The 24548-nt window shown below is 72.9% G+C and carries 19 protein-coding genes and 1 riboswitch; of the genes, 14 read left to right on the plus strand and 5 right to left on the minus strand.

The genetic code is table 11. The features are described 5' to 3' along the window. Positions 1-46 precede the first annotated feature (46 nt). The 4 genes from AB0H83_RS06050 to AB0H83_RS06065 all read left to right on the plus strand — a co-directional run bounded on the left by AB0H83_RS06050 (position 47) and on the right by AB0H83_RS06065 (position 4558). Positions 47-1186 (plus strand): AI-2E family transporter, encoded by a 1140-nt coding sequence (locus AB0H83_RS06050; protein ID WP_360087602.1) that lies wholly within the window; start codon positions 47-49, stop codon positions 1184-1186. Continuing rightward, positions 1183-2460, plus strand: coding sequence for a deoxyguanosinetriphosphate triphosphohydrolase (locus AB0H83_RS06055; RefSeq protein ID WP_360087605.1), 1278 nt, complete (start codon positions 1183-1185; stop codon positions 2458-2460). Before AB0H83_RS06050 ends, AB0H83_RS06055 begins: the two co-directional genes overlap by 4 nt. A 14-nt stretch (positions 2461-2474) precedes the next feature. Beyond that, positions 2475-3731, plus strand: coding sequence for an FAD-dependent oxidoreductase (locus AB0H83_RS06060; RefSeq protein ID WP_360087608.1), 1257 nt, complete (start codon positions 2475-2477; stop codon positions 3729-3731). Between the two features lie 164 nt (positions 3732-3895). Next, complete coding sequence (locus tag AB0H83_RS06065) at positions 3896-4558, plus strand: hypothetical protein (RefSeq protein WP_360087611.1); 663 nt, start codon at positions 3896-3898, stop codon at positions 4556-4558. Here AB0H83_RS06065 and AB0H83_RS06070 read toward each other — a convergent pair. Together AB0H83_RS06070 and AB0H83_RS06075 are read right to left on the minus strand one after the other, a co-directional pair. Continuing rightward, on the minus strand, positions 4516-5655 hold the full coding sequence (locus tag AB0H83_RS06070) for a histidine kinase (RefSeq protein WP_360087614.1): 1140 nt from the start codon (positions 5653-5655) through the stop codon (positions 4516-4518). The genes AB0H83_RS06065 and AB0H83_RS06070 overlap by 43 nt on opposite strands. A gap of 13 nt (positions 5656-5668) precedes the next feature. Then, entirely contained in the window at positions 5669-6334 is a 666-nt protein-coding gene (locus AB0H83_RS06075) for a response regulator transcription factor (protein ID WP_360087617.1), read from the minus strand. Positions 6335-6489: 155 nt separating this feature from the next. Between AB0H83_RS06075 and AB0H83_RS06080 the strand changes: the two genes are divergently transcribed. Further along, positions 6490-8010 (plus strand): diguanylate cyclase, encoded by a 1521-nt coding sequence (locus AB0H83_RS06080; RefSeq protein WP_360087620.1) that lies wholly within the window; start codon positions 6490-6492, stop codon positions 8008-8010. Positions 8011-8056: 46 nt separating this feature from the next. Continuing rightward, positions 8057-8199, plus strand: a riboswitch (cyclic di-AMP (ydaO/yuaA leader). Between the two features lie 129 nt (positions 8200-8328). Continuing rightward, positions 8329-9087, plus strand: coding sequence for a hypothetical protein (locus AB0H83_RS06085; RefSeq protein WP_360087623.1), 759 nt, complete (start codon positions 8329-8331; stop codon positions 9085-9087). A gap of 128 nt (positions 9088-9215) precedes the next feature. On the opposite strand, the gene AB0H83_RS06090 is transcribed toward AB0H83_RS06085, so the two are convergent. Together AB0H83_RS06090 and AB0H83_RS06095 are read right to left on the minus strand one after the other, a co-directional pair. Continuing rightward, on the minus strand, positions 9216-10499 hold the full coding sequence (locus AB0H83_RS06090) for a polyprenyl synthetase family protein (protein WP_360087626.1): 1284 nt from the start codon (positions 10497-10499) through the stop codon (positions 9216-9218). A gap of 135 nt (positions 10500-10634) precedes the next feature. Further along, entirely contained in the window at positions 10635-11621 is a 987-nt protein-coding gene (locus tag AB0H83_RS06095) for an ElyC/SanA/YdcF family protein (RefSeq protein ID WP_360087629.1), read from the minus strand. 119 nt (positions 11622-11740) lie between these two features. On the opposite strand from AB0H83_RS06095, the gene dnaG reads away from it, so the two are divergent. Both dnaG and AB0H83_RS06105 read left to right on the plus strand, forming a co-directional pair. Next, the gene (gene dnaG / locus AB0H83_RS06100; protein WP_360087632.1) at positions 11741-13588 is read left to right on the plus strand and encodes a DNA primase; all 1848 of its coding nucleotides are present in this window, start codon (positions 11741-11743) and stop codon (positions 13586-13588) included. A gap of 147 nt (positions 13589-13735) precedes the next feature. Beyond that, a complete protein-coding gene (locus AB0H83_RS06105; protein ID WP_360087635.1) occupies positions 13736-14275 on the plus strand; it encodes a hypothetical protein in 540 nt (179 codons plus the stop codon). 559 nt (positions 14276-14834) lie between these two features. On the opposite strand, the gene mptB is transcribed toward AB0H83_RS06105, so the two are convergent. Continuing rightward, on the minus strand, positions 14835-16748 hold the full coding sequence (gene mptB / locus AB0H83_RS06110; RefSeq protein ID WP_360087638.1) for a polyprenol phosphomannose-dependent alpha 1,6 mannosyltransferase MptB: 1914 nt from the start codon (positions 16746-16748) through the stop codon (positions 14835-14837). Positions 16749-16839: 91 nt separating this feature from the next. Here mptB and AB0H83_RS06115 point away from each other — a divergent pair, with 91 nt between their 5' ends. From AB0H83_RS06115 to AB0H83_RS06140, 6 genes are all read left to right on the plus strand, one after another. Continuing rightward, on the plus strand, positions 16840-17772 hold the full coding sequence (locus AB0H83_RS06115) for an ABC transporter ATP-binding protein (protein WP_360087641.1): 933 nt from the start codon (positions 16840-16842) through the stop codon (positions 17770-17772). Continuing rightward, entirely contained in the window at positions 17772-18539 is a 768-nt protein-coding gene (locus AB0H83_RS06120) for an ABC transporter permease (protein ID WP_360087644.1), read from the plus strand. The genes AB0H83_RS06115 and AB0H83_RS06120 overlap by 1 nt, the downstream gene beginning before the upstream one ends. After that, positions 18539-19357: an ABC transporter permease gene (locus AB0H83_RS06125; RefSeq protein ID WP_360087647.1), complete on the plus strand. Its 819-nt coding sequence runs from the start codon at positions 18539-18541 to the stop codon at positions 19355-19357. Before AB0H83_RS06120 ends, AB0H83_RS06125 begins: the two co-directional genes overlap by 1 nt. Before the next feature lie 1317 nt (positions 19358-20674). After that, positions 20675-21847: an ROK family transcriptional regulator gene (locus tag AB0H83_RS06130; protein ID WP_360087650.1), complete on the plus strand. Its 1173-nt coding sequence runs from the start codon at positions 20675-20677 to the stop codon at positions 21845-21847. Next, on the plus strand, positions 21844-23403 hold the full coding sequence (locus AB0H83_RS06135; RefSeq protein ID WP_360087653.1) for a sugar ABC transporter ATP-binding protein: 1560 nt from the start codon (positions 21844-21846) through the stop codon (positions 23401-23403). Before AB0H83_RS06130 ends, AB0H83_RS06135 begins: the two co-directional genes overlap by 4 nt. Further along, entirely contained in the window at positions 23400-24449 is a 1050-nt protein-coding gene (locus AB0H83_RS06140) for an ABC transporter permease (protein WP_360087656.1), read from the plus strand. Before AB0H83_RS06135 ends, AB0H83_RS06140 begins: the two co-directional genes overlap by 4 nt. The last annotated feature ends 99 nt before the right edge of the window (positions 24450-24548 follow it).

Below are 24548 nucleotides of genomic sequence, written 5' to 3' on the forward strand. Positions count from 1 at the left end.
ATGACCGGACCGGACTGGAAGGGAACGGGGCGAGCGAGGTGACGTCATGACCGACTTCGGTAGGGCGTACCGCTGGGCCGTCGCCACCGGGCTGGGCCTGCTCACCGTGGCCGCCGGCGCGTTCGCGCTCTACACCGTCCGGCAGATTCTCGTGCAGGTCATCATCGCCGTCTTCGTCGCGGTCAGCCTCGACCCCGCGGTCCGGCTGCTGATCCGCCGCGGGGTGCGCCGCTCGGTCGCGGTCGCCGCGATCGTGGTCCTCGCGCTGCTGGTCCTCGTCGGGTTCTTCTGGTCGATGGTCCCGCCGCTGGTCGGGCAGGGCAGCGACCTGCTGCGCAACATCCCGCAGTACCTGCAGGAGCTGCCCGAGCGTTCACAGGCCTACCGCGAGGTGGCCGACCGCTACGGGCTGACGGAGAAGCTCACCGAGTACGCCAAAACCCTGCCGGGCAAGATCGGCGGCGGCGCGCTCGGCGTCATCACCGGCATCTTCAGCGCGCTGCTCAACGTCCTGCTGGTCACCGTGCTCACCATCTACTTCATGGCCGATCTGCCGCGCATCCGCCGCGGCATCGTGCGGCTGGTGCCCCGCCAGGGCCGGCCCCGCGCCGCGCAGGCCATCAACGTCGTCGTCGACAAAGTCGGCGGGTACATGATCGGCAATCTGATCATCTCGCTGTTCGCCGGCGTGTCGTCGTTCGTCTGCCTCTTCCTGCTGGACGTGCCGTTCGCGCTGCCCCTGGCGTTCTTCGTCGCGGTCACCGACCTCATCCCGCTGATCGGCGCGACCGTCGGCGCCGTCGGCTGCACCGTCGTGGCGCTGGTGACCGGCGACCTGTGGCCCAGCGCGATCGTCGTGGCCACGTTCTTCCTGCTGTACCAGCAGCTGGAGAACTACCTGATTGCCCCGCGCGTGCTGCGCAACACCGTCAACCTGTCCTCCATCGCAGTGCTGCTCGCCGCGCTCGTCGGCGGCGCGGTCATCGGCGTCGTCGGCGCCCTCATGGCGATCCCGGTGGTGGCGGCGATCAAGGTGCTGATGACCCCGATGGTCGAGGCGCTCAACGAGCCACCCGCCGAGCGGGACCCGCCCGCCGAGCCGCCGGTGCCGATCCCGGGCACGGCCCGGGATCTTCCCGAGCCACGGGATCAGGAGCCGGGGGAGACCTCTAAGCTCGAAGCGTGAACCCGGATGCGGAACGCTTCGTGCACGAGCCGCAGAAGGACCGCACCACGACCAGCGCCGACAACGGTCGCAGCCCGTTCCAGCGCGACCGCGCCCGGGTGCTGCACTCCGCCGGCTTCCGCCGCCTCGCCGCCAAGACCCAGGTGCACACTGCGGGCGCCGACGCGTTCCTGCGCACCCGGCTCACCCACTCCCTGGAGGTCGCGCAGCTCAGCCGGGAGATGGGCGCCCGGCTCGGCTGCGACCCCGACGTGGTGGACACCGCCGGGCTCGCCCACGACCTCGGCCACCCGCCGTTCGGGCACAACGGCGAGGACGCGCTCGACGCGGTCGCCCAGCCGTGCGGCGGCTTCGAGGGCAACGCGCAGACCCTGCGGGTGCTCACCCGCCTGGAGGCGAAGGTCCTCGCGGAGGACGGCACCTCGGCCGGGCTCAACCTCACCCGCGCGTCGCTGGACGCCGTGTCGAAGTACCCGTGGCCGCGCCGCGCCGGCAGCCGCAAGTTCGGGGTGTACGCCGACGACGCCGCCGTATTCGCCTGGCTGCGCGACGGCCGCACCGACGACGCGCGGTGCCTGGAGGCGCAGGTCATGGACTGGGCCGACGACGTGGCGTACTCCGTGCACGACGTCGAGGACGGCATCCACGGCGGCTATGTCCACCTGGCCGCGCTGCGCGCCGACGCCGGCGAGCGGGCCGCGCTGTGCGAGGACGTCGCCGCCGCCTACTCCACCGAGTCCGCCGCGGACCTGGAGACGGTGCTGCTCGACCTGCTCGCCGACCCGGTCCTGGCGCCGCTGGACCACTACGACGGCAGCCACGCCGCGCAGGTCGCCCTCAAGCGGGTGACGAGCGTGCTCACCGGCCGCTTCGCCGCGGCGGCCGTGTCGGCGACCAGGGCCGTGCACGGCGGCGCGCTGGTGCGCCGCTACGAGGCGGACCTGCTCGTCCCGCCGGCCGTGCGGGCGCAGTGCGCGCTGCTGAAAGGCATGGCGCTGCGGTACGTGATGCGCCGCCCGGGCTCGGAACAGCGCTACGCGCAGGAGATCACCATCCTGCGGGAGCTCGTCGCCGCGCTCGCCGACCGCGCACCCGACGGCCTGGACGCGGTCTTCGCCCCGATGTGGCGGGCCGCCCCCGACGACGCGGCCCGGCTGCGGGTCGTCATCGACCAGGTCGCCAGCCTCACCGACCTGTCCGCGACGGCGTGGCACCAGCGGCTGAACCCGGCGCCCCCGCAGGCGTATGACCTGTGGCAGATCGCGGACCGGTAGGGAAGGCTGGACGTATGGCTGACGAGCGGACATTTGTGATCGTGGGCGCGAGCCTCGCCGGGGCAAAGGCGGCGGAGACGCTGCGCGCCGAGGGCTTCACCGGCCGGATCGTGCTGATCGGTGAGGAGACGGAGCGGCCCTACGAGCGGCCCCCGCTGTCCAAGGGCTACCTGCAGGGTGACGAGGACGCCCGCGGCAAGGCCTTCGTCCACCCGGAGACGTGGTACGCCGAGCACGACGTCGACCTGCGCCTCGCCACCCGGGTCACCCGCGTCGACCCGGCCGCGCACACCGTCACCCTCGACGGCGTCGACGAGCTGCACTACGACAAGCTGCTGCTGACCACCGGCTCGCGGGTGCGCACCCTCGACGTGCCCGGCGCCGACCTGACCGGAGTCCGCTACCTGCGCACCGTCGACGAGTCCGACGCGCTGCTGGCGCACCTGCGCGCCGCCGCGCACGTGGTCGTCGTCGGCGCCGGCTGGATCGGCCTGGAGACCGCCGCCGCGGCCCGCAAGCACGGCGCGACGGTGACCGTCGTGGAGCTCGCCGGCCTGCCCCTGCAGCGCGTGCTCGGCGACGAGGTCGCCACGGTCTTCGCCGACCTGCACCGCGCCAACGGCGTCGACTTCCGCTTCGGCGCCTCCGTCGCCGAGTTCCGCGGCATCGAGGGCACGCTGACCGGCGTCGTGCTCGCCGACGGCACCGAGCTGCCCGCGGACGTCGCCGTCGTCGGCATCGGCGTCCAGCCCAACACCGAGCTCGCCGTGGACGCCGGCCTGGAGGTCGACAACGGCATCGTCGTGGACGCCGCCCTGCGCACCTCCGACCCCGACATCTACGCCGCCGGCGACGTGGCCAACCTCGAGCACCCCGGGCTGCGCCGGCGGGTGCGCGTCGAGCACTGGGCCAACGCCCTCAACGGCGGCAAGGTCGTGGCGAAGTCGCTGCTCGGAGGGCCCGACGGTGCTGTCGTGTACGACCGGGTGCCGTACTTCTTCTCCGACCAGTACGACCTCGGCATGGAGTACTCCGGCCTCGCCGAGCCGGGCGGCTACGACCGGGTCGTGTTCCGCGGCGGCACGTCGGTGCCGGACGGGTTCGTCGCCTTCTGGGTCAAGGACGGCCGGGTCCTCGCCGGCATGAACGTCAACATCTGGGACGTGACCGACGACATCCAGGCCCTGGTCCGCGCCGGCTGGGAGGGCACCACGGTGGACCTGGACCGTCTCGCCGACCCGAAGGTGCCGCTGGGCGAGCTGCTCGGCTGAGCACCGGGCGCCTCCGGCGCCGCGGCGCGGGCGTCGACCAGGCGGGCCCGGGTGCCGGGGTCAGCCGCGCCGCTGACCCCCGTCAGCGCCGCGGCTGACGACGGCGCGGCGGGGCCCGGCCTACGGTTCCGGCTCGACACATCCGTTCGAGCCGAAAGGTCGTCATGCCATACACGTTTCGACGTCTCCTGGCCGGGGGCTGCCTGGTCGCCGCGCCGCTGGTCTATGTGGCCGGGCTGGTCGTCGACCCGGCCCTGCGCGCCGGTGACGCCGCCGACGGCGCCTACGGGCGGCACCCCGGGCAGGTGTCGGTGAGCGCCGCGCTGCTGCACTGGAGCTGGGTGCTGCTGGTACCCGGCATCATCGGGATGATCCACCTGGTGCGCCGGCGGGCGGTGCTCTTCGGGCACATCGCCGGCGTCGTCGCGCTGCTCGGCGTGGTCAACTTCTCCGCGCTGATGCTCGGCGACTACTTCTACGCCCGGCTGGAGGCGGACCTCGGCACCGCGGAGGGCGACCGGCTCGCCGACGCGGCACTCGCCGCGGGCGGCGCGGTGTGGGGGTTCCAGGTGCCGGGGTTCCTCGGGCTGCTCGGCGTGCTCCTGCTCGGCCTGGCGCTCGCGTACGACCGGCAGGTCCCCTGGTGGGCGCCGCCCGCGATGGTGGCCGGGATGCTCGCCGCGCCGGTGTACCCGGTCGGCATGATCGCCGGGAGCCTGCTGTACCTGGCCGGGGCGGGCGTCATCGGCGTACGGATGCTGCGGATGAGCGACGCCGACTGGGCTCAGGCACCCGCGCCCAGCGGGAACGTCGCCGCGACCGTGTAGCCGCCGTCCGGCCCGCCCCCCGCGTGCAGGGTGCCGCCGTGCTGCGCGACGCGCTCCCGCATGCCGGCCAGCCCGTGCCTGCCCCCGGCAGGCCCACGGCCGTTGTCGTCGCCGGGGCCGCGGCCGTCGTCGCGGACCTCGACGGTGACGGCGTGCACCGTCCAGCCGACCGCCACCTCGACGCTGCCCGCCCCCGCGTGCTTGAGGGTGTTGGTGAGCGCCTCCTGCACCACCCGGTACACCGCCAACCCCAGCGACGGCGGGAGCGGCCGCGGCGTGCCCGTGGTGGCGACCCGCACGTCGAGCCCCGCGGCCCGCAGGGGAGCGGCCAGCTCGTCCAGGCTGCCCAGGCCGGCCGGGGCCCGTCCGTCGCGCAGGACGCCGAGCAGCATCCGCAGCTCCTCGACCGTGTCGCGGCCGGCCCGTTCGACGCCGTGCAGCAGGTCGCGTTCCCGCTCGCGGGCCGGGTCGTCGGCCAGCAGCAGCCGTACCCCGGCGGCCTGCAGCGTCATGAGGCTGACGTGGTGGGAGATGACGTCGTGCAGCTCCCGGGCGATGCGCGTGCGCTCCTCGGCGGCGGCGACCGCGGCGCGCTCCGCCATCCGGATCGTGCGCCGGGTCTGCCGGCGCAGCAGGATGCCGCTGCCGTAGGCGACGCCCATGAAGATGGCGCTGATCAGGCTCTCGGCGAGATCCTGCCCGGGCAGGGTCTGCAGCAGCGCGTAGGCGGCGAGCACGACGCCGATGCCGGCCGCCCGGGTCCGCGGTCCGGCGGGCTCGCTGCCGACGGTGTGCACCAGGATCAGGTTCGAGTAGAACTGCCACGCGGCGAGGGGGTAGTCGTCGTCCATGACCGCGACCCGGAGTAGGGCCGACAGTGCGGTCAGCGCGGCCAGGGTACCGACCGGCGACGCGCGGCGCAGCAGCAGGAGCAGCCCGGCGACGAGCGCACCGGCGGCGACCAGCCCGGGCCGGTGCACCTCGCCGGGGCCGGGGCCGGCGCGCCCGTACGCCTCGACGACCCCGGCGCCGGCGACGGCGAGGGCGAGCACGGCGTCCAGCCAGGACGGCCGCCACCGGGGCGTGGTTCTGGTCATCCGCCAGCCTTGGTCATCCGCCGGGGCGCACGAGGCCGGTCTCGTAGCCGTACACGACGGCTTGGACCCGGTCGCGCAGGTCGAGCTTCACGAAGATCCGGCCGACGTGGGTGCGCACCGTCGCCTCGCCCATGTGCAGCCGCTCGCCGATCTCCGCGTTGGACAGCCCCCGCACCAGGTGCTCCAGGACCTCGCGCTCCCGGACGGTCAGCGTGTCCAGCTCCGGCGCCGGGGCGGGATCCGGCCTGGCGGCGAACGACGCGATGACCCGGGTCGTCACCGCCGGGTCGATGAGCGCGTCACCGGCCGCCGCGATGCGGACCGCGTCGACGAGCTGCTCCGGCGGCGACACCTTGAGCAGGAACCCGCTGACCCCCAGGCGCAGCGCCGCGTGCAGGTGCTCGTCGGTGTCGAACATGGTCAGCAGCACGATCCTCGGCGGCCGCGGGTCGGCGAGGATCTGCCGGGCCGCGGCGAGGCCGTCCAGCCGCGGCATCGCGATGTCCATGACCAGCACGTCGGGCCGCAGCCGGCGGGCGGCCGCGACCGCCTCCACGCCGTCGGACGCCTCCCCGACGACCGTGATGGACCCGGCGGCCGCGGTCTCCACGACCAGCCGCAGGCCCGCCCGGATCATCGCCTGGTCATCGGCGATCACCAGCCTGACCTGCTCCGACATGCCTGCACAATAGCCACCGCCGGCGACCGGGCCCGGGTTGCGGTTCTTGGTCGTGCGACAGCGCACGTTTTGCTTAGGATCAGAACCGATGCGTCGATGTGCAGACGCAGGGTCGGCCGGATCGGGGTAGGCGAGCCGTGGATCGAGATCGGGACATGGCAATGGCCGCCATCCGCTCCGTCTACACGATCACGGGACGGATCAACACCGGTGACACCGTCACCGAGACCCTGGAGCGCATCGCGGAGGCCGTCGTCGAGAGCGCCGGGTTCGGCGCCGCCGTGGTCAACTACCTGCATCCCGACGGCGTGTACGAGGCCGTCGCCATCGCCGGCCCCGAGGAGGCCCGCGCCGAGCTGCTCGGCGTGCGGTACCCGGCGGCCGAGTTCGACGCGCACCTCGCCGCCGCCGACCAGTGGGGGCAGCTGCGGTACCTGCCGCACGACCGGCCAAACGACGGCATCCAGTCGTGGGTCCCCGACGCCGCCGACCTGCCCGACGGCGTCCCCGACGAGGAGCGCTGGCACCCCCTCGACGCCCTGTTCGCGCCGCTGCGCGCACCCGACGGCTCGCTCGTCGGGATCCTCAGCGTCGACCTGCCCACGGACGGCAAGCGGCCCGGCGCGTTCCAGCGGGAGCTGCTGGAGATGCTCGCCGCGCAGGCCGGCATCGCGATCAACAACGCCAATCTGGTCGAGGCGCTGCGCCGGGAGCGCCGGCACCTGGCGGCCAGCGAGGCCGCGTTCCGGCTCGCGTTCAACGGCGCCGGCACCGGCATGTGCATGATCGGCCTGGAGGGCACCGACCTGGCCCGGATCGTGCGGGTCAACCCGGCCCTGTGCGAGCTGCTCGGCCGGGACGAGGACGTGCTCGTCTCGATGCGCTTCGGCGACGTCATCCACCCCGACGACCTCGACCACAGCCGGGAGGTCTTCGCCGGCGGCATCGGGTCCGTCCGCGACCACGAGGTCCGCTGTGTGCGCGGCGACGGCGAGACGATCTGGATCTCCGCCACCATGTCCGTCGTGGCCGGCTCGCCCGCGTTCGCGATCACGCAGGTGCAGGACATCACCGGCCGCAAGGCGACCGAGGCGGACCTGGTCCGCCGGGCCTCCCGTGACCCGCTGACCGGCCTGGTCAACCGCGAGGCGTTCACCGAGGCCCTCACCGCCGCGCTCCGGCTCGCCCGTACCGACGGCGTGCTCAGCGCGCTGCTCTTCTGCGATCTCGACGACTTCAAGGTGGTCAACGACACCCTCGGCCACGACGCCGGCGACGCGGTCCTCGTCGCCGTCGCGCACCGGCTGCAGTCGCTGGTCCGGCCCACCGACACCGTCGCGCGGCTCGGCGGCGACGAGTTCGTCGTCCTGACCGGCAACGTGAGCGTCGCCGACCTCGGCGCGCTCGTCGACCGCCTCGAGCGGTCGGTCTCCGCGCCGGTCACGCACGAGGGGCACATCATGCGGGTACGGGTCAGCGTCGGCGTGGCCGTGATCGATGACACGGTGGAGGACGCGGGGGCCGCGCTGCGGGCCGCGGACCGCGAGATGTACCTGGTCAAGGGCAGTCGTCATGCCGGCGAGGTGACCAGACGGGTGACAGCGTTCGGTGAGCGTTCGGGTGCTCCGGGTGGTATGCAGGTGCTGCGGTTGGCCCGCCCGGAAGCCGCCCAGTAGGGTCGGGATGTCTGCTCCGGTCGACCTGCGCCGCATCGGCGCTGCCGGGCAGGCGCCGTCGAGTCGCGAGACTTCGCGAGCCGGGGACCCACATCGTCCTCTGGGGTGTATCCGTGGCCGAGCCACGGTAGGGCGAAACTTCCCGCCCGAACCCGTCAGCTAACCCGGTAGGCGGCACCGGAAGGAGTCTGCCGATGATGGCCGCCCGCTCGCCGTCGTAGCGCCTCACCACTGGTTCCCCCTTCCAGCACGCCGCCGTCCGGCGCCGTGCCGATGCCGCATGCCATGTGCTGCCTGCCACGAAGGACTTTCTCAGTAGTGAAGCCGTTGCCACGCCAGTTCCAGCCGCGACATCGCCGTCTCGTGCTCGGCGGGAGACCCGGCACCGTCTCGGTCGCCGTGCTGTCCGCCACGCTGCTGGCCACCGTGCCGGCGGACTCGCCGACGTCGGTGTTCGCGGGCTCCGCGTACGCCGAGCCGGGCGCCGTCGCGGCCGCCTCCCGGACCGTTTCCCCGGGCGTTTCCCCGGGCGTTTCCCCGGGCGCTCTGTCCGGTGCCGCCGCCGCGCCGGACGCGTCGTCGCCGGGGCCGTTCGCCGCCGCGGCGCCGGCCGTGCCGCCGGTGCCGCCCGCGCCGCCGGTCGTGCGGCCGGTCGCCGGGCTCGACCAGCAGCAGATGGACAACGCGGCGCTGATCGTCAAGCAGGGCAGGGCGCAGGGCATGCCCGACCGGGCCCTCGTGATCGCGGTCGCGACCGCCATGCAGGAGAGCGACCTGTACAACGTCGCCAGCTCCGCCGTGCCGGCCTCGCTGCGGCTGCCGCATCAGGGCGTCGGGTCCGACCACGACTCGGTCGGGCTCTTCCAGCAGCGGGCCAGCCAGGGCTGGGGCACGGTGACGCAGCTGATGGACCCGTCCCACGCCGCGATGCTGTTCTACTCCGCACTGTCGCGGGTGCAGGGCTGGCAGCGGATGAGCGTGACCGCGGCCGCGCAGGCGGTGCAGCGTTCGGCGTTCCCGGGGGCGTACCAGAAGCACGCCTCGCGCGCGGAGCAGGTGGTCGGCGCGCTGACCTGACCGGGACCGCGCCGCTGTTGCCGGCCGGCCGCGGTTTCGCTGACCGGCGGTCTGCGGTCCGCCGGCCCGCGGGTCCGCGGGTCTGCGGTCCGCGGGTCTGCGGTCTGCGTGGACGGTGGGCGGGCTGTTCAGGCGGGGTGGCGGGTGGCCCAGCGGGCCAGGGCGACGAGTTCGGCGACCGCCGCCGGCTCCGGGATCGCCAGGTCGAGCGCGAGCAGCGCCTGCGCCAGGAGGTCCTCGCCCTGCTGGACGCACCAGGAGCGGGCGCCGGAGCGTTCGATGACCTTCGCGGCGCGTTCGAGCTCGGCGTCGCTGAGCCGGCCCTCGCGGCGCAGCAGGTCCGCCAGCTCGTCGGCGCCCGCCGCGAGCGCCGCGGCGACCGGCAGCGACCGCCGCCGGCGGCGCAGGTCCGGAAACGTCGGCCGGCCCGTCACGGCCGGGTCGCCCCAGATGCCGAGCAGGTCCTCGGCGAACTGCACGGCCAGGCCCAGGCGCACGCCGAACAGCCGCAGCTGCTCCACCGTCGCCGGGTCGCCGCCGCCGGCGACCGCACCGAGCGCGCACGCGCAGCCGAGCAGGGCGCCGCTGCGCTGCTCGACCGCCGTGATGCAGTCGCGCAGCAGGTCGCTGCCGGAGCGGTCGGCCGCGTCCGGGTCGAGGGTCGCGCCGAGCACGGTGTGCTGGCCGTGCAGCAGCTGCTGGACGGTGTCGCCGAGGATGCGTACCCCGGCCCGGTCCACGAGTGCCGCCGCGGCCTGCCGCCGCCCGCCGTCGGCGCACGGGTCGCCGGGGCCGTCCCGCTCGACGAACCTGTCCCGGGTGGCCCGGTCGTCGTTGCGGTGGGCGTGCCCGAGCGGGCCGGAAGGCCAGTCGCCGGGCGCTCCGGCGTCACCGCGGGGGCCGTCGAACGCGCGGGTGCCGTCGGTGCCGCCCGGCTGCTGCCGGTCCCGGGTCGCCTGGCGCAGCGGGCGTGGCACCCGCCGGGTCGGATCGCCGGTGGCGGCCACGTCGAACGCGAGCGCCAGCATCGCCTCCCCGCCCAGGGTCGCCGGGTGCGGGCCGACCACGCTCCACGCGGTCGGGCGGTGCCGGCGGGTCAGGTCGCCGTCGAACAGGTCCCGCTGCAGGACCGACCAGTGGTGCACGAGCTCCACCGCGACGGCGCCGGGCACCGCGTCGTGCGGGTCGCCGCCGACCGCGCCGGCGCAGACAAGGCTCAGGGCGGCGCGCGTCCGCACCCCCGGCGGGTCCTCGTCGAGCCCGCCCAGCTGCAGCTCCGCCACGTCGCGCGACGGTGCCGGCAGGCGGCCCACGGCGGTGCGCAGCGGCGGCTCGACCAGCAGGCCGGCCCAGGCGAGGACGTCGTCGACGGAGCGCAGCACGGTGACCATCAGCCGGACACCGCCAGGCACGGGGCACTCACCGGAAACGCACCACCTATCGGATCGCAGCATGGACAAGCGCCGATCGGTGCCGGCGCCGTGGACTGGTCAAGTATGCCGCCGGTGCCGGTCGGACACGCCCAAAACCCCACGATGGTGGGCGGGTCAGCGCGTCGCCTCCAGCAGCGACGGATCCGGCGGCGATACGACCGTGGCCGGCCGGTGCCGCAGCGCCTCCCATGCCGCCTTCGGGCCCGCGGCAACGTCTCTGGCCGTGTTGTACCAGATCGTCACCCGCTGGCATCCCTCACACAGCGCGGGTACCCCGTACGCGTCGACCCCCAGCCGCCGGCACAGCGTGACCGCACGGTGCAGGTGCAGCTCCTGGCTCACGAGGAGGGCCTTCGTCACGCCGTACACGTCATGGGCGCGGCGGCACGTGTCATAGGTGTCGAGGCCGTGCGGGTCGACGACCATCCTGGCCGGGTCGACGCCCTGCCCGGCGAGGTAGTCGCGCATGACCCGGACCTCGTCGCCGGAGCCGCCCTGCGCGTCGCCCGAGATGAGCAGCGCCTTGACCTTGCCGGTGGTGAGCAGCCGCGCGGCGGTGTCGAGCCGGCCCTTGAGGAACGGCATCGGCACCTGCCCGCCCGGCGCGACCTGCGCACCGAACACGATCGCCACGTCCGCGGCCGGCGCCCCGTCGGCCGGCCCGATCCGGCCCATGGAGCCGGCCCACACCCAGGCGGTCGGGGCGAGCACCAGCGCGGCAGCGACGCTGCCGGTGAGCACGATCCGCAGCAGGATCCGGCGGCGGCGCTCCAGCGGGGTCTCCCGCCCGGACGGCAGCCGCTGCCCGGCCCGCGCCGCCCACCTGGCCCGCTCGACCTCGAACAGGAACCACGGCGGCACCCGCCGGTCGCTGCGCAGCGTCTCGCGCTCGTCGTCGTCGAGGTAGCCGGCGACGTGGTCGACGGCGAGGGAGTACGCCGCCATGCGCGCCGCGCCCCGCCCCCGCGACCGCAGCACCGCCCACGCGCCGAGCGTGGCGAAGGTCATCAGCCATCCCAGGGGCCCCAGGCGGCGGCTGCGCCGGCGCAACCGGTCCTGGACGGCGAGCCAGGCGACGCGCTCGTCACGCAGTTTCGGCATGGCGGCAGCATCGCACGGCGTTGTGATGTGGTGGTGCCCGTGTGATGTGGGAGCTGTGAAGTCGTAAATTGTCGGTGGCCCGAGGCAGGATGTATCCCGGGTAGGGGAGGTGGCTTCGGTTGGCCGGCAAGATCAGGGACGAGGACATCGCCCTGGTGCGTGAGCGCACCGCGATCGCGGACGTGATCTCCGAGCACGTGACGCTCAAGTCGGCCGGCGGTGGCAACCTCAAGGGGCTGTGCCCGTTCCACGACGAGAAGACCGCCTCGTTCAACGTGTCGCCCGCACGCAACGTGTATTTCTGCCACGGCTGCGGCGCCGGCGGCGACGCCATCAAGTTCCTGATGGACCACGACCACCTGACGTTCGTCGAGTCGGTCGAGCGGCTCGCCGGCCGGGCCGGCCTGCAGCTGCAGTATGTCGAGGGCGGCAGCGCGCCGGTCCGCCAGACGGGGCAGAAGCAGCGGCTGATCGCCGCGCACGCCGAGGCCGCCCGCTTCTATGCCGAGCAACTGGGCTCGCCCGGTGCCCGGCTGGCCAGGGAGTTCCTCGCCCAGCGCGGCTTCGGCCGCGAGGAGGCGGAGCGTTATGGCTGCGGCTTCGCGCCCGAGGGCTGGGACCCGCTGAGCAAGCACCTGCGGCTCAAGGGGTTCACGGCGCAGGAGCTGATCACCGCCGGGCTGTCGCGGGAGGCGCGCTCCGGCAGCCTCATCGACCGGTTCCGCCGCCGCCTGCTGTGGCCCATCAAGGACATCTCCGGCGACGTGATCGGGTTCGGCGCGCGGAAGCTGTTCGACGACGACGACGGCCCGAAGTACCTGAACACCCCGGAGACCCCGCTCTACAAGAAGTCCCACGTCCTGTACGGGGTGGACCAGGCCAAGCGGGAGATCGCGAAGCAGAGCAAGGTGGTCATCGTCGAGGGGTACACCGACGTCATGGCCTGCCACCTGTCCGACGTGCCCGTGGCCGTCGCCACCTGCGGCACCGCGTTCGGCGCCGACCACATCGCAGTCCTGCGCCGGCTGCTGCTCGACGCCGACGGCTACGGCGGGGAGATCATCTTCACGTTCGACGGCGACGCGGCGGGGCAGAAGGCGGCGCTGCGGGCGTTCGAGGACGACCAGCGCTTCGTGGCGCAGACGTTCATCGCCGTCGGCCCCGACGGCATGGACCCCTGCGAGCTGCGCATGGCCAAGGGTCCAGTCGCGGTGCGCGACCTCGTCGCCGACCGGCAGCCGCTGCTCGACTTCGCGCTGCGCTCCGTCATCCAGCGCTTCAACCTCGACACCGCCGAGGGCCGCGTCGGCGCGCTCAAGGCCACCGCCCCGCTGGTCGCGAAGATCAAGGACCGCACCCTGCGCCCCGAGTATGCGCGCAAGCTCGCCGGCGACCTCGGCATGGAGCTCGAGACGGTCCAGCGCGCCGTCGGCGCCGCCGCGAAGGGCGTCGTCGAGGCACCCCCCACCCCGGCCCGTAAGGTGCTGGCGCCCGACAGCGCCGAGGCCCTCGTCGAGCGCGAGGCCCTGAAGCTGGCGCTGCAGCAGCCCGCCCTGGCCGGCCCCATGTTCGACGCCATCGGCGCCGAGATCTACGCACACCCCACGTATGCGGCCCTGCGCGCCGCGATCGCCGACGCGGGCGGCGCGTCCTCCGCCGCCGGCGGGGTCGTGTGGATCGAGCGGGTCCGCGAGACCTGCACCGACCCTGCCGCCGCCGCCCTGGTCACCGAGCTGGCCGTTGAGCCGCTGCGCCTCGACGGCGAGCCCGACCCGCGCTACGTCGAGGCGACGGTGGTGCGGCTGCAGCTGCCCGCGCTCAACCGGCGCATCGCCGACCTGAAGTCCAAGCAGCAGCGCATCAACCCGGTCACCAACGCCGACGAGTACCTGCGCCTGTTCAGCGAGCTGGTGTCCCTGGAGCAGCACGCCAGGGCCCTGCGCGACCGCGGCGCCAGCCGGTGGTGACCGTGCGTCCCCGTACCGGCCCGGTCGGGCGCCGGTGGTCCCGTATCGGTCCGGCCGGGTGCTGGTGGTCCCGTATCGGCCCGGTCGGGCGCTGGTGTCCCGTATCGGCCAGATCGAGCGCCGGTGGTCCCGCAGAAGGAGAGCGTCGTGTTCGGCTTCCTGAAGAAGCGCCGCCTGCCCGCCGACCGGCGGCCCGCCCTCGCCCCCGACGAGCGGATCCTGTCCTGGGCCAGCACCACCGGCGACAACGTCGTGGTCGTCACCAACCTCGGCCTCTGGCTCCCCGGCGCCGGCGAACGCCTCGGCTGGCACGAGATCCACAAGGCGACCTGGTCCGGCCGGCAGCTGTCCCTCGTCGCCGCCCGCGAACTGCCCGCCGAGGCCCCCAGCGGCTACGCCGTCATGGAGGACCTGCCGCCGTTGGCGCTCACCCTGCTCGACCCTGACCGCGTGCCCGAGCAGGTCCGCACCCGCGTCAACAAGTCGATCGCGCACACGTCCCACCACCCGCTCCCCGGCGGCTTCGGCGTGCGCGTGGTGGCCCGCCGGGTCAGCGGCGTCGACGGGCTGCGCTGGACCGTCCGCTACGACGAGGGCGCCGACCCGGCGTTCCCGGGTGTGGCGGAGGAGACGGCCGCCCTGGTCGAATGGGCCCGCCAGTCGATCGGCACGCCGGCCACTGCCTAACGGCTGCCCGGAGGTTGGCGTCCTGACGGGCTTTGCCGGGGTTGGCGCGCCGCACGGTCATCGGCTGGTTCCGGTTGGCGTTGGCTGTCCGGTTCGCTGGGGTGGGCGTTGGGGGTTGCGCGGTCATCGGCCGGTCGGGTTGGCGCTGGGTGCCCAGCTGGCCGCGCCGGGGTTGGTGGGTTGCGCGGTCATCGGCCGGTTCGGTTGGGGCTAGGTGCCCGGTTCGCTGTGCCGGGGCTGGTGGGGTTGCGCGGTCACCGGCTGGTCCGGCTGGCGCCGGGCGTCCGGTTCGCTGTGCCGGGGCTGGTGGGGTCGCGCGGTCATCGGCCGGTCGGGTTGGCGCTGGGTGCCCCAGCTGGCCGCGCCGGGGTTGGTGGGTTGCGCGGTCATCGGCCGGTCCGGCTGGCGCCGGGTGTCCGGTTCGCCGCGTTTGCGGACCGTGCCGGGCGCCTGGCTCGCCGCGTTTGGCGCCTGGCTCGCCGCGTTTGCGGACCGTGCTTCGGGGCCGCGTGCATCCCGGTTTGCCGAGTACTTCCGGGCGCCGTGCCGCGCTGATCGGTCAGGTGGTGCCGTGGTCGGTGCCGCCGGTGGTTGCCGGAGCCGTGGTCGGTGCTGCCGGGATGACTGCCCGGGCCCGGCGCCGGCGGCGGATCAGGTGGACCGCGGCGGCCGTGACCAGGGCGACGTCGAGGAACGCACCTGGGGCTTTGGTCTTCGTGGCCAGGCCGAGGCTGTCGGGCAGCGTGAGCAGCGGCAACCCGGCCGCCGCGACGTGCACGACGGTGCGCAGCCGGCCGGTGAGCTCGGTGCCGGCCAGCAGGGCGATGCCGGCGATCGCGTACCAGGCGTAGAAGACCGGCCCGAGCACCGCGGCGGCCAGCATCCCGCACCCGGCGGCGGTGAGCACCACGTCCTGCCCACGGCGCCCGATCACCCCGTCGACCAGCAGCCCGCCGGCCACCCCGTCGGCCAGCTGTCCACCGGCCAGTAGCCCGCCGGCCACTGAGCTGCCGGTCGCGCCGCCGTCCTGTCTCCGAACGCCGCCCGCGCCGATGTCCAGGCCGCGAGCGTCCTCCGCGCCGCTGTCCGGTCCGCGTACACCGCTCGCGGCGCCGTCCTGACCCTGGACGCTGTTCGCGGCGACGTCCAGGCGGCGACCGCTCGTGCCGCCGTCCAGCCCTTGGCCGGCCGCGTCGAGGTCCACCGCCGGGCGGTCCGCGCCGCCGTCCGCCGCTGGGCCAGGTGCGCCGCCCGCCGCTTGGCCGGTTGCGCCGCCGTCCGCCGCCCGGGCGCTCGCGCCGCTGTCGTGCTGTGGGCCGCCCACCGCGCTGTCCCGACCACCACGATCCACGGCGCCGGCGTCCCGTGACCCGCCGCCCAAGTGCAGGTCAGAGAGCTGCACGTCGCCGCGGGCAAGGGCGGCCAAGGTCCTCGCGGCCCGCCACCACAGCACCAGCAGCACCACCGCCAACGCTAGCAGCCCCACGGCCCGCGCGGCGGCGACCGATGTCGAACCCCACTCCGAGTGACCGGCAATGCGCAGTACGTAGTCGACCGCCATGCCCACGCCGGTCGGGATGGAGAGCCACTGGATCATCGTGCTGGTGGAGCCGAGGGCCTGCAGGAAGCCGAGGCCGTGCCCCGTGAGCAGGGCAAGGATGGCGTACGTCGCGCCGACGGCCCCGGTGAACGCGAGTGGGGCGGTCCAGCGGGCTTTGGGCGTACCGGCGAAAAAGAGCAACAGCAGGGCAAAGGGGACGGCCACCAGGGCGGTCACCTTCACCGCCACGGCGAGGCCGACGGCGATCCCGGACGCGGCGCCGGCCGTGGGGCCCGGGCGGCGGGCGGCGACGAACCCGGCCAGCAGCAGCCCCGCGAGCACGACGTCGTTGTGCGCGCCGGACACGACATGGACCAGCACGAGCGGGCTCGCGGCCAGCAGCGCGTTGCCGCGGGAGAGGCGCTGCACGGCGGCGACGCACAGCAGCAGGCCGAGCACCGCGGCGACGCGCAGCAGCAGTACGACCGCAGGCAGGCTGCCATGAGCGAGCCAGGCCGCGGCGCCCTCGATGGTGATCCACAGTGGACCGTAGGGCGTCGGGGTGTCCCGCCACAGCTCAGGCACGTCGGACAGCCACGTGCACGGCAGCGCCGCAGGGCCCACCTCGTAGAGGTCGAGGCCCGCGTTGAAGAGTTGGCCCTGGCAGGCGTACGCGTAGACGTCGTGGCTGCCGAGCGGGGGGGCGAACAGCAGCGGCACGCTCCAGATCGCGGCCGTGACCAGGACGCTTCGCTGGCCGGTCTCCTCCCGCAGCGCCCACCAGGCGCGAATCAGCATCGCGAGGGCGACGAACCACACGAGGAGACCGAGCAGCCACGCGCCGTCGCGTGGCTGTGGCTTGCCGGCCAGGAAACCGCTGGTGGCGAGCAGGACGGTGGCGGCCAGCCCGAGCCAGCGCGGGTTGACGCTCACCCGCACATCGTGCCAACCGCCGACGGGCGACCGCAAACCGACCCTGGCCGAGTCCGCAGAAAGTGTCGTACCCGCGCGTTAATGTCGCACCGTGGCTGAAGACGAAGCATTGATCGCGGCGACCGCACTGGTCAAACAGTTCGGGGATTTCACCGCGGTCGATGGCATCGACGTGCGGGTGCGGGCGGGGGAGGCGTTCGGGTTCCTCGGCCCCAACGGGGCGGGCAAGTCCTCGACGATGCGGATGATCGGCTGCGTGTCCAGGCCCACCGGGGGCTCGCTGCGGATCCTGGGCATGGACGCGGCGAAGGAAGGGGCCGCGATCCGGGCGCGGCTCGGGGTCTGCCCGCAGCAGGACTCGCTCGACCTGGAGCTCACGGTCCTGGAGAATCTGACGGTCTACGCGCGCTACTTCAACATCCCCCGCCGGGTGGCGCGGGCGCGGGCCATGGAGCTGCTCGACTTTGTGCAGCTCGCCGACCGCGCCGGGGACAAGGTCGAGCCGCTGTCCGGCGGGATGAAGCGCCGGCTGACGATCGCGCGGGCCCTGGTCAACGAGCCGGAGATCGTGCTGCTCGACGAGCCGACGACCGGCCTCGACCCGCAGGCTCGGCATCTGGTCTGGGAGCGGCTGTTCCGGCTCAAGCAGCGCGGCGTCACGCTGGTGCTGACCACGCACTACATGGACGAGGCGGAGCAGCTGTGCGACCGCCTGGTCGTGATGGACACCGGCCGGATCGTCGCGGAGGGCTCGCCGCGGGAGCTCATCGAGCGGCACTCGACGCGGGAGGTGCTCGAGGTGCGGTTCGGCACCGAGCCGCTCGACCGGTTCGCGGAGAAGCTCGACGGCATCGGCGAGCGCACCGAGGTGCTGCCCGACCGCATCCTGGTCTACACCGACGACGGCGACGCGGCCGCGGCGCAGGTGCACGGCCTGGGGCTGACACCGTCCAGCGTGCTGGTCCGCCGCGGGTCGCTCGAAGACGTGTTCCTGCAGCTCACCGGCCGGACGTTGGTCGACTGATGGCACGCCCGACGGCTCTGGCACTCGAGTATCACCTCGTGTCCTACCGGCGCACCTGGCGATCGAGCGTGTTCAGCTCGTTCGCGCTGCCGGCGATGTTCCTCGTCGCGATGGGGATCACCGTGGGGCGCTACATCGACGAGCGGTCCACCGCGATCGGCGTGCCCTATCTGGACTACCTGGGCCCGGGGTTGCTGGCCTCGACCGCGCTGCAGGTCGCGGTCGGCGACTCGACCTGGCCGGTGTACAGCGGATTCCACTGGAGCCGGATCTACCACGCGATGCGAGCCTCGCCGCTCACGGTGGGTGACATGCTGCGGGGGCATCTGCTGTTCGCCATGCTGCGGGTCGCGCTGTCCGGCGTCGCCTTCCTGGTGGTGCTGCTGCTGTTCGGCGCGCTGCACTCGTGGTGGGCGCTCGCCACCCCGCTGGTCTGCGTGCTGCTCGGCGCGGCGTGTGCGGCGCCGTGCTTCGCGTACGCGGCACGGGCCGACAACGACGGCGCGTTCGCGGTGCTGTTCCGCGTCGGGGTGGTCCCGATGACCCTGTTCGCCGGCGTGTTCTTCCCGGTGGAGAGCCTGCCGGGGCCCGCCCGCGTGCTGGCATGGGTGTCGCCGCTGTGGCACGGCGTCGAGCTGTCGCGGGCCGCGACCCTCGGCACGTCGACCGCGTGGGGGCTGCCCGCACACACCGCGGTGCTGCTGCTGTGGTGCGCCGCCGGTTACGTGCTGGCGCTGCGTGCGTTCACCCGGAAGCTGGGCGACTGATGGTCTCGACGCTGATCTTCCCGCGGGCGATGTCCCGCCTCGACCACCGCACCTCCGGCGCACTGTCGGTCACCGCACGGAATCTCGCCGCGGCCAGGCACGCCGCGTACTGGTGGGTGCTGCTGTCCGGTTTCGTCGAGCCGCTGCTCTACCTGCTGTCGATCGGTGTCGGGGTGGGGCGGCTCGTCGGGGACATCGCGCTGCCCGACGGGCGGCTGGTGACGTATGCCCAGTTCGTGGCGCCGGCGATGCTGGCGGCGTCCGCGATGAACGGGGCCTTGGCCGAGACCACGATGAACTTCTACGGCAAGCTCAAGTTCATGCGCATCTACGATGCGACGCTGGCCACCCCGATCACCCCGATGCAGGTCTCCGCCGGCGAGCTCATCTGGGCGATGTGCCGGGGCGGCGGGTATTCCGCGGTCTTCCTCGTCGTCATGGCCGCGCTCGACCTGACCACCTGGGGCTGGGCCGTGGTCGCGCTGCCGGTGACGCTGCTCGTCGGGTTCGCGTTCGGCGCGCTCGGCATGGGCCTGTCGACGCTGCTGCGCTCGTGGCAGGACTTCGACTACATCAACGTGACCCAGCTCGGGCTGTTCCTGTTCAGCGGCACCTTCTCACCACCGTCGGACTTCCCGGTGCCGCTGCAGGTCCTGATCGAGCTGACCCCGCTGTACCACGGCGTGGCGCTGCTCCGGGCGATCACGACCGGCTCGCCGGACTGGTCGATGCTGTGGCACGCGGGGTATCTGGTGGCGCTGGCGGTGGCCGGGTTGACGATGGCCAGCCGGAGGATGGGGAGGCTGCTGCTGAAGTAACCATGAGCCGTTGGGCTTTGCTGGGGCCGTTCGCTGGTTCGTCATTGCAGCGCTGCGGCGCCCCGCTGCCGGGGCCTGGTGCGAGGGCCGTCATCGTTGGCTGGCTTTTGTTGATTCGGCCGTTGTCCTCGCGGGCGGTTGTCGTCGTCGGTGCGGTCGTTGCTGGCGTGCATGCTGTTGGTGGCTCGCGGCGGGCGGTGCCGCGTCTGGCTCGGCGAAGCGTGCCGGGTCGCTCGCCGGTGGTTCGTGCCGGTGGTTCGTGCTGGCGGTTTGTGCTGGCGGTTTGTGCTGGCGGTTTGTGCTGGCGGTGGTCGGCCTGTCAGCGCGCGTGCTGTCAGGGCACGTCGTGTCAGCGCGTGCTGTCAGGGCGTGTGCTGTCGGTGCGTGTTCTGCGAGGGCGTTCTCTGCGAGGGCGTTCTCTGAAAGGGCGTTCTCTGCGCGTTCTGTTGGTCCGTGTTCTGTTGGTGTGCGTTCGTGGTGGGTCGATCTGCCGGTAAGCGCGGTCAGCTGGTGCGTTTCGCCGATGGCTGCGTTTGCTGTCGCCTGCGTCCACCCGGTGTGATGTTGGCCAGCTGCGCACGCGTCGGCGGTGCCCCTCTCGACGGCGGAGCCCCGGGGAGACCTGTGCCCGGGTCGACGCCGGTGTCCGTGGCCGCGGTGGTTACCGTGACGGGCGAGGGTGACTTGTTGACCATCGCTTGAGCCACAGGCGAGTCAGCACAGCGACGTTGCGTCACTCTCCGTGGACGCCGACCGTATGACGCAATGATGGCTCCCCACGCATGCATGTCGATGTGCTTGCGGGCGGTCTGGAGCACGGGTCCAACCCGGTGGATCCCTGGAACCCGGTGGATCCCTGGAACCCGGTGGATCCCTGTTCCCCGGCGCACAGGGATCCACCGGGTTGTGTTGCCCGGTCGCGCTCATGCCGGCGAGGTTCAATCAGGCGGCGGCGGTGGCCGCCAGGCTCGGCCCGCGATCATCAAGCCCCGGCCGGCCCGCACCGCCCGACCGTGCGATTTGTCCGGTGCGCGGGGGTTTGGTGGAGCGTCCGTACACGTGCTCACCTGCGGAAATGAGGAAACGTTCGGAAGTGGGTCAACTTCCGTTGGATTCAGCGAAAGTTTGGTAACGGAAGATAGAAGACCTAGACGTGGCGCGGTGAAGGGCCTAAAGTCTCGACGCAACACGGGTGTAACGCACGGCACACGACCCGGCAACCAGCACCTTGGCGGGGGTGTGGTGGTGTAGCCGCGTGTCGCGGACTCCCTGCCTGCGACCAGATGAGGAGGTGCCATTGTGAACACGGTCAGTGCGGTGGATGGTCCGGTTCAGTCGCGCCTGCTCCGCTTGTTGCGGGACACCGGTGCGTTGTCGCGTGCGGAGCTGGCGGATCGCCTGGAGGTGCCGCGGCCGCGGCTGCTCGCGGATCTGGACGCGCTCGTCGCGACCGGGCTCATCCGCGAGGCGGGGCCCGCCGCGAGCCGGGGCGGGCGGCGCTCGACGCTGGTGGAGCTCAGCCCGGACCTGCGGTTCGCCGCGGTGGACCTGGGGGCGAGCTCGATCGACGTGGAGATCACCGACGGGCGGCTGGAGCCGGTGGCTGCGTACGGCGAGCCCGCCGACATCAGGTCGGGGCCGAAGGTGATCCTGCAGCGGGTCAACGAGATCCTGCACAAGTTCCGTGCGGAGGGGTCGTACGAGCGGTTGCACGCCATCGGTATCGGCGTGCCGGGGCCGGTCAGCTTCCGCGACGGGGTGCCGGTCTCGCCGCCCATCATGCCGGGCTGGGACAGGTTCCCGGTGCGGGAGGTGCTGGGGCGCGAGTTCAACTGCCCGGTCGTCGTCGACAACGACGTCAACATCATGAGCATCGGCGAGCGCTACGGCGGCGTCGCGCACTCGGTGGACAACCTGCTGTTCCTCAAGGTCGGCACGGGCATCGGGTGCGGCATCTACCTCAACGGCGAGGTCTACCGGGGCACCGACGGGTGTGCCGGCGACATCGGGCACATCCAGGTCGACAGCCACGGGCCGGTGTGCTCGTGCGGCAACGTCGGGTGCCTGGAGGCCCTGTTCGGCGGCGGTGCGCTGGCCCGTGACGCGACGGCGGCGGCGCGCAGTGGCGCCTCGCCGGCCCTCGCCGAGCGGCTCAACGCCAACGGCGTGGTGACGGCCAAGGACGTCGCCGACGGCGCGGCCGAGGGTGACGTCACGTGCATCCGTCTCATCCGTGACGGTGGGCGCCGGGTGGGTGGGGTGCTGGCCGGCCTGGTCAGCTTCATCAACCCGTCGATGATCGTGATCGGCGGCGGTCTCGCCGGCCTCGGTCACATCCTGCTGGCGGAGATCCGCAGCGTCGTCTACCGGCGTTCGCTGCCCCTCGCGACCGGCAATCTGCCGGTCGTCCTGTCCGAGCTCGGCCCCCGCGCCGGCGTTGTCGGCGCCGCGGTACTGGCCAGCGAACTCGCATATGGACGGCCATCATGACAAGTACGGACGACATCGTCCTCAGGCTTACCGATGTGGTGAAGACCTTCCCCGGTGTCCGCGCGCTCGACGGCGTGCAGCTGGAGGTGCGGGCCGGGGAGGTGCACTGCCTGCTCGGGCAGAACGGCGCCGGCAAGTCGACGCTGATCAAGGTGCTCTCCGGCGCGCACACCCCGGACTCCGGCGAGATTCTGTGGCTGGGGCAGCCGGCCGCGTTCAACAGCCCGCAGACGGCCATGAAGGCCGGCATCGCCACCATCTACCAGGAGCTCGACCTCGTCGACGGGCTCAGCGTCGCGGAGAACATCTACCTCGGTCACGAGCCGCACAGCGCCGGGTTCGTCGCCCGGCGCACCGCGCGCCGCGGCGCGGCGGAGATCCTGGCGCGGCTCGGCCACGCGGAGATCCCCGTCGGCCGGGAGGTCGGCAAGCTGCCCGCGGCGGCCAAGCAGATCGTCAGCATGGGCCGGGCGCTGTCGCGCGAGGCGCGGCTGCTCATCATGGACGAGCCGAGCGCCGTGCTCGCCCATGACGAGGTGCAGAACCTGTTCCGCATGGTCCGCGCGCTGACCGCGCAGGGCATCGCGGTCATCTACATCTCCCACCGCATGGAGGAGATCCGCGAGATCGGCGACCGCGTGACGGTGCTCAAGGACGGCCGCACGACCGCGGCCAACCTCGACGCGAAGACCACGCCGACCCGCGAGCTGGTGAGCCGGATGACCGGCCGCACCATCGAGTACGTCTTCCCCGAGAAGCCCGCGGCGAAGGTGTACGGCGAAAAGCTCCTGGAAGTGCAGGGACTGTCGCTGGAGGGCCGGTTCAGCGACGTCTCGCTGACCGTGCACGCCGGGGAGATCGTCGGCATCACCGGGCTGGTCGGCTCCGGCCGGTCCGAGGTGCTCGAGACCGTCTTCGGTGCCCGCCGGGCGACCGCCGGCACGGTGGCGGTGGGCGGCCGGGCGCTGCGCCGCGGCAGCGTCAACGCCGCGGTGAAGGCCGGCATCGGCATGGCCCCCGAGGAGCGCAAGAGCCAGGCGCTGCTGCTCGGCGAGCCGATCTACCGCAACGTCACCCTGGCCGGCTTCACCCGCTTCGCGCGGGTCGGCTTCACCGACTCGGGACGCGAGCGCGCCGAGGCCGAGACGATCACCCAAGGCCTCGACCTGCGCCCGAACGATGTCCGGCGCCCGGTGCGCACCCTGTCCGGCGGCAATCAGCAGAAGGTCGTCGTCGGCCGCTGGCTGCTGGGCGGCACCCGGCTCCTGCTGCTCGACGAGCCCACCCGGGGGGTCGACGTGGGTGCCCGGGCCGAGCTGTACCAGGTGATCCGCAGACTCGCCGACGAGGGCGTCGGTGTGCTGCTCGTGTCCAGCGAGGTGCCCGAGGTGCTGGGCCTGTCCGACCGCGTGCTCGTCATGCGTGAGGGACGGCTCGTCCGCGAGGCGCCCGCCGACGAACTCGACGAAGACACCGTGCTCGACCTGGTGATGGCCGGTTCGCTGCTGGACGGGGCCGACCTGGCGAGCACCGCCCCCGAAGGGACCGCAGCATGAGCACCGCGACCACACCGTCCACCGCCCCGGTGGAGCTGAACAAGGGCGCGGCCGCCCAGCAGGGCTGGTGGCAGCGCGACGGCGCCGACTCGATCAAGCGCAACCTCGCCCTCATCGGCGTGCTGGTCCTGCTGCTGATCATCGGTGCCGTCACCCGCCCCGACATCTTCCTCGACGTCGACCGGCTCTGGTCCAACGAGCTGACCGTCCTGACCCAGGCGTCCAGCATCGGCGTGATCGTGGTCGGCATGACCTTCGTGATGATCAGCGGCGGCATCGACCTGTCGGTCGGCGCGCTGCTCGCCCTCGCCAGTGTCTGGTGCACCACCGTGGCGACCCAGGACATGGGCCCGGCGGCGATGGTCTTCACCGCGCTCGCCGTCGGTGCGGTCGCCGGCCTCGTCAACGGCGGGCTGATCGCGTACGGCAAGCTGGTGCCCTTCATCGCCACGCTCGCCATGATGCTGTCGGCGCGAGGGCTGGCCCAGAACATCTCCGGGTCGCACACCCAGATCACCGCGGACCCCTTCATCAAGAGCCTCGCCGGCGACCGGCTGCTCGGGGTGCCGTACATGGTCATCATCTTCCTGGCGGTCGTCGTGATCGGCTGGGTCCTGCTCAACCGCACCACCTTCGGCCGGCGCACCATCGCGATCGGCGGCAACGCCGAGGCCGCCCGCCTCGCCGGCATCAACGTCCGGCTGCAGACCATGCTGCTGTACGTGCTGTCCGGGGTCTGCTGCGGCATCGCCGCGCTGATGATCGTGTCCCAGACGACGTCGGGCAGCAACACGCACGGCGACCTGTACGAGCTCAACGCCATCGCCGCCGCGATCATCGGCGGGACCGCCCTCACCGGCGGCCGCGGCACCATCGTCGGCTCGCTGCTCGGCGTGCTGATCTTCACGCAGATCACGAACCTGTTCATCGTCAACAACCTGCAGCTGGACGTCCAGCGGATCATCAACGGCGGCATCATCGTGGTCGCGGTCCTGATCCAGCAGTTCCGGGTCGGCTCGTTCTTCAGGACCCGGCTCAACAGATAGGCACCAGAGCCCAAACCGCATAGGGCACCTCACCGCGACACCACACCGCCGTCCAGCCGCGACGGCAGTGCTGATCAACACGCCCAAAAACGCACCGAA

The sequence above is a fragment of the Dactylosporangium sp. NPDC050688 genome, assembly GCF_040654515.1.
Classification (GTDB): domain Bacteria; phylum Actinomycetota; class Actinomycetes; order Mycobacteriales; family Micromonosporaceae; genus Dactylosporangium.

Excerpts from the sequence above, each read along its gene's own strand:
- AB0H83_RS06050 (WP_360087602.1), top strand. The coding sequence starts at position 47 with ATGACCGACTTCGGTAGGGCGTACCGCTGGGCCGTCGCCACCGGGCTG.
- AB0H83_RS06060 (WP_360087608.1), top strand. The coding sequence starts at position 2,475 with ATGGCTGACGAGCGGACATTTGTGATCGTGGGCGCGAGCCTCGCCGGG.
- AB0H83_RS06065 (WP_360087611.1), top strand. The coding sequence starts at position 3,896 with ATGCCATACACGTTTCGACGTCTCCTGGCCGGGGGCTGCCTGGTCGCC.
- AB0H83_RS06070 (WP_360087614.1), bottom strand. The coding sequence starts at position 5,655 with ATGACCAGAACCACGCCCCGGTGGCGGCCGTCCTGGCTGGACGCCGTG.
- AB0H83_RS06075 (WP_360087617.1), bottom strand. The coding sequence starts at position 6,334 with ATGTCGGAGCAGGTCAGGCTGGTGATCGCCGATGACCAGGCGATGATC.
- AB0H83_RS06080 (WP_360087620.1), top strand. The coding sequence starts at position 6,490 with ATGGCAATGGCCGCCATCCGCTCCGTCTACACGATCACGGGACGGATC.
- AB0H83_RS06095 (WP_360087629.1), bottom strand. The coding sequence starts at position 11,621 with ATGCCGAAACTGCGTGACGAGCGCGTCGCCTGGCTCGCCGTCCAGGAC.
- AB0H83_RS06120 (WP_360087644.1), top strand. The coding sequence starts at position 17,772 with ATGGCACGCCCGACGGCTCTGGCACTCGAGTATCACCTCGTGTCCTAC.
- AB0H83_RS06125 (WP_360087647.1), top strand. The coding sequence starts at position 18,539 with ATGGTCTCGACGCTGATCTTCCCGCGGGCGATGTCCCGCCTCGACCAC.
- AB0H83_RS06135 (WP_360087653.1), top strand. The coding sequence starts at position 21,844 with ATGACAAGTACGGACGACATCGTCCTCAGGCTTACCGATGTGGTGAAG.
- AB0H83_RS06140 (WP_360087656.1), top strand. The coding sequence starts at position 23,400 with ATGAGCACCGCGACCACACCGTCCACCGCCCCGGTGGAGCTGAACAAG.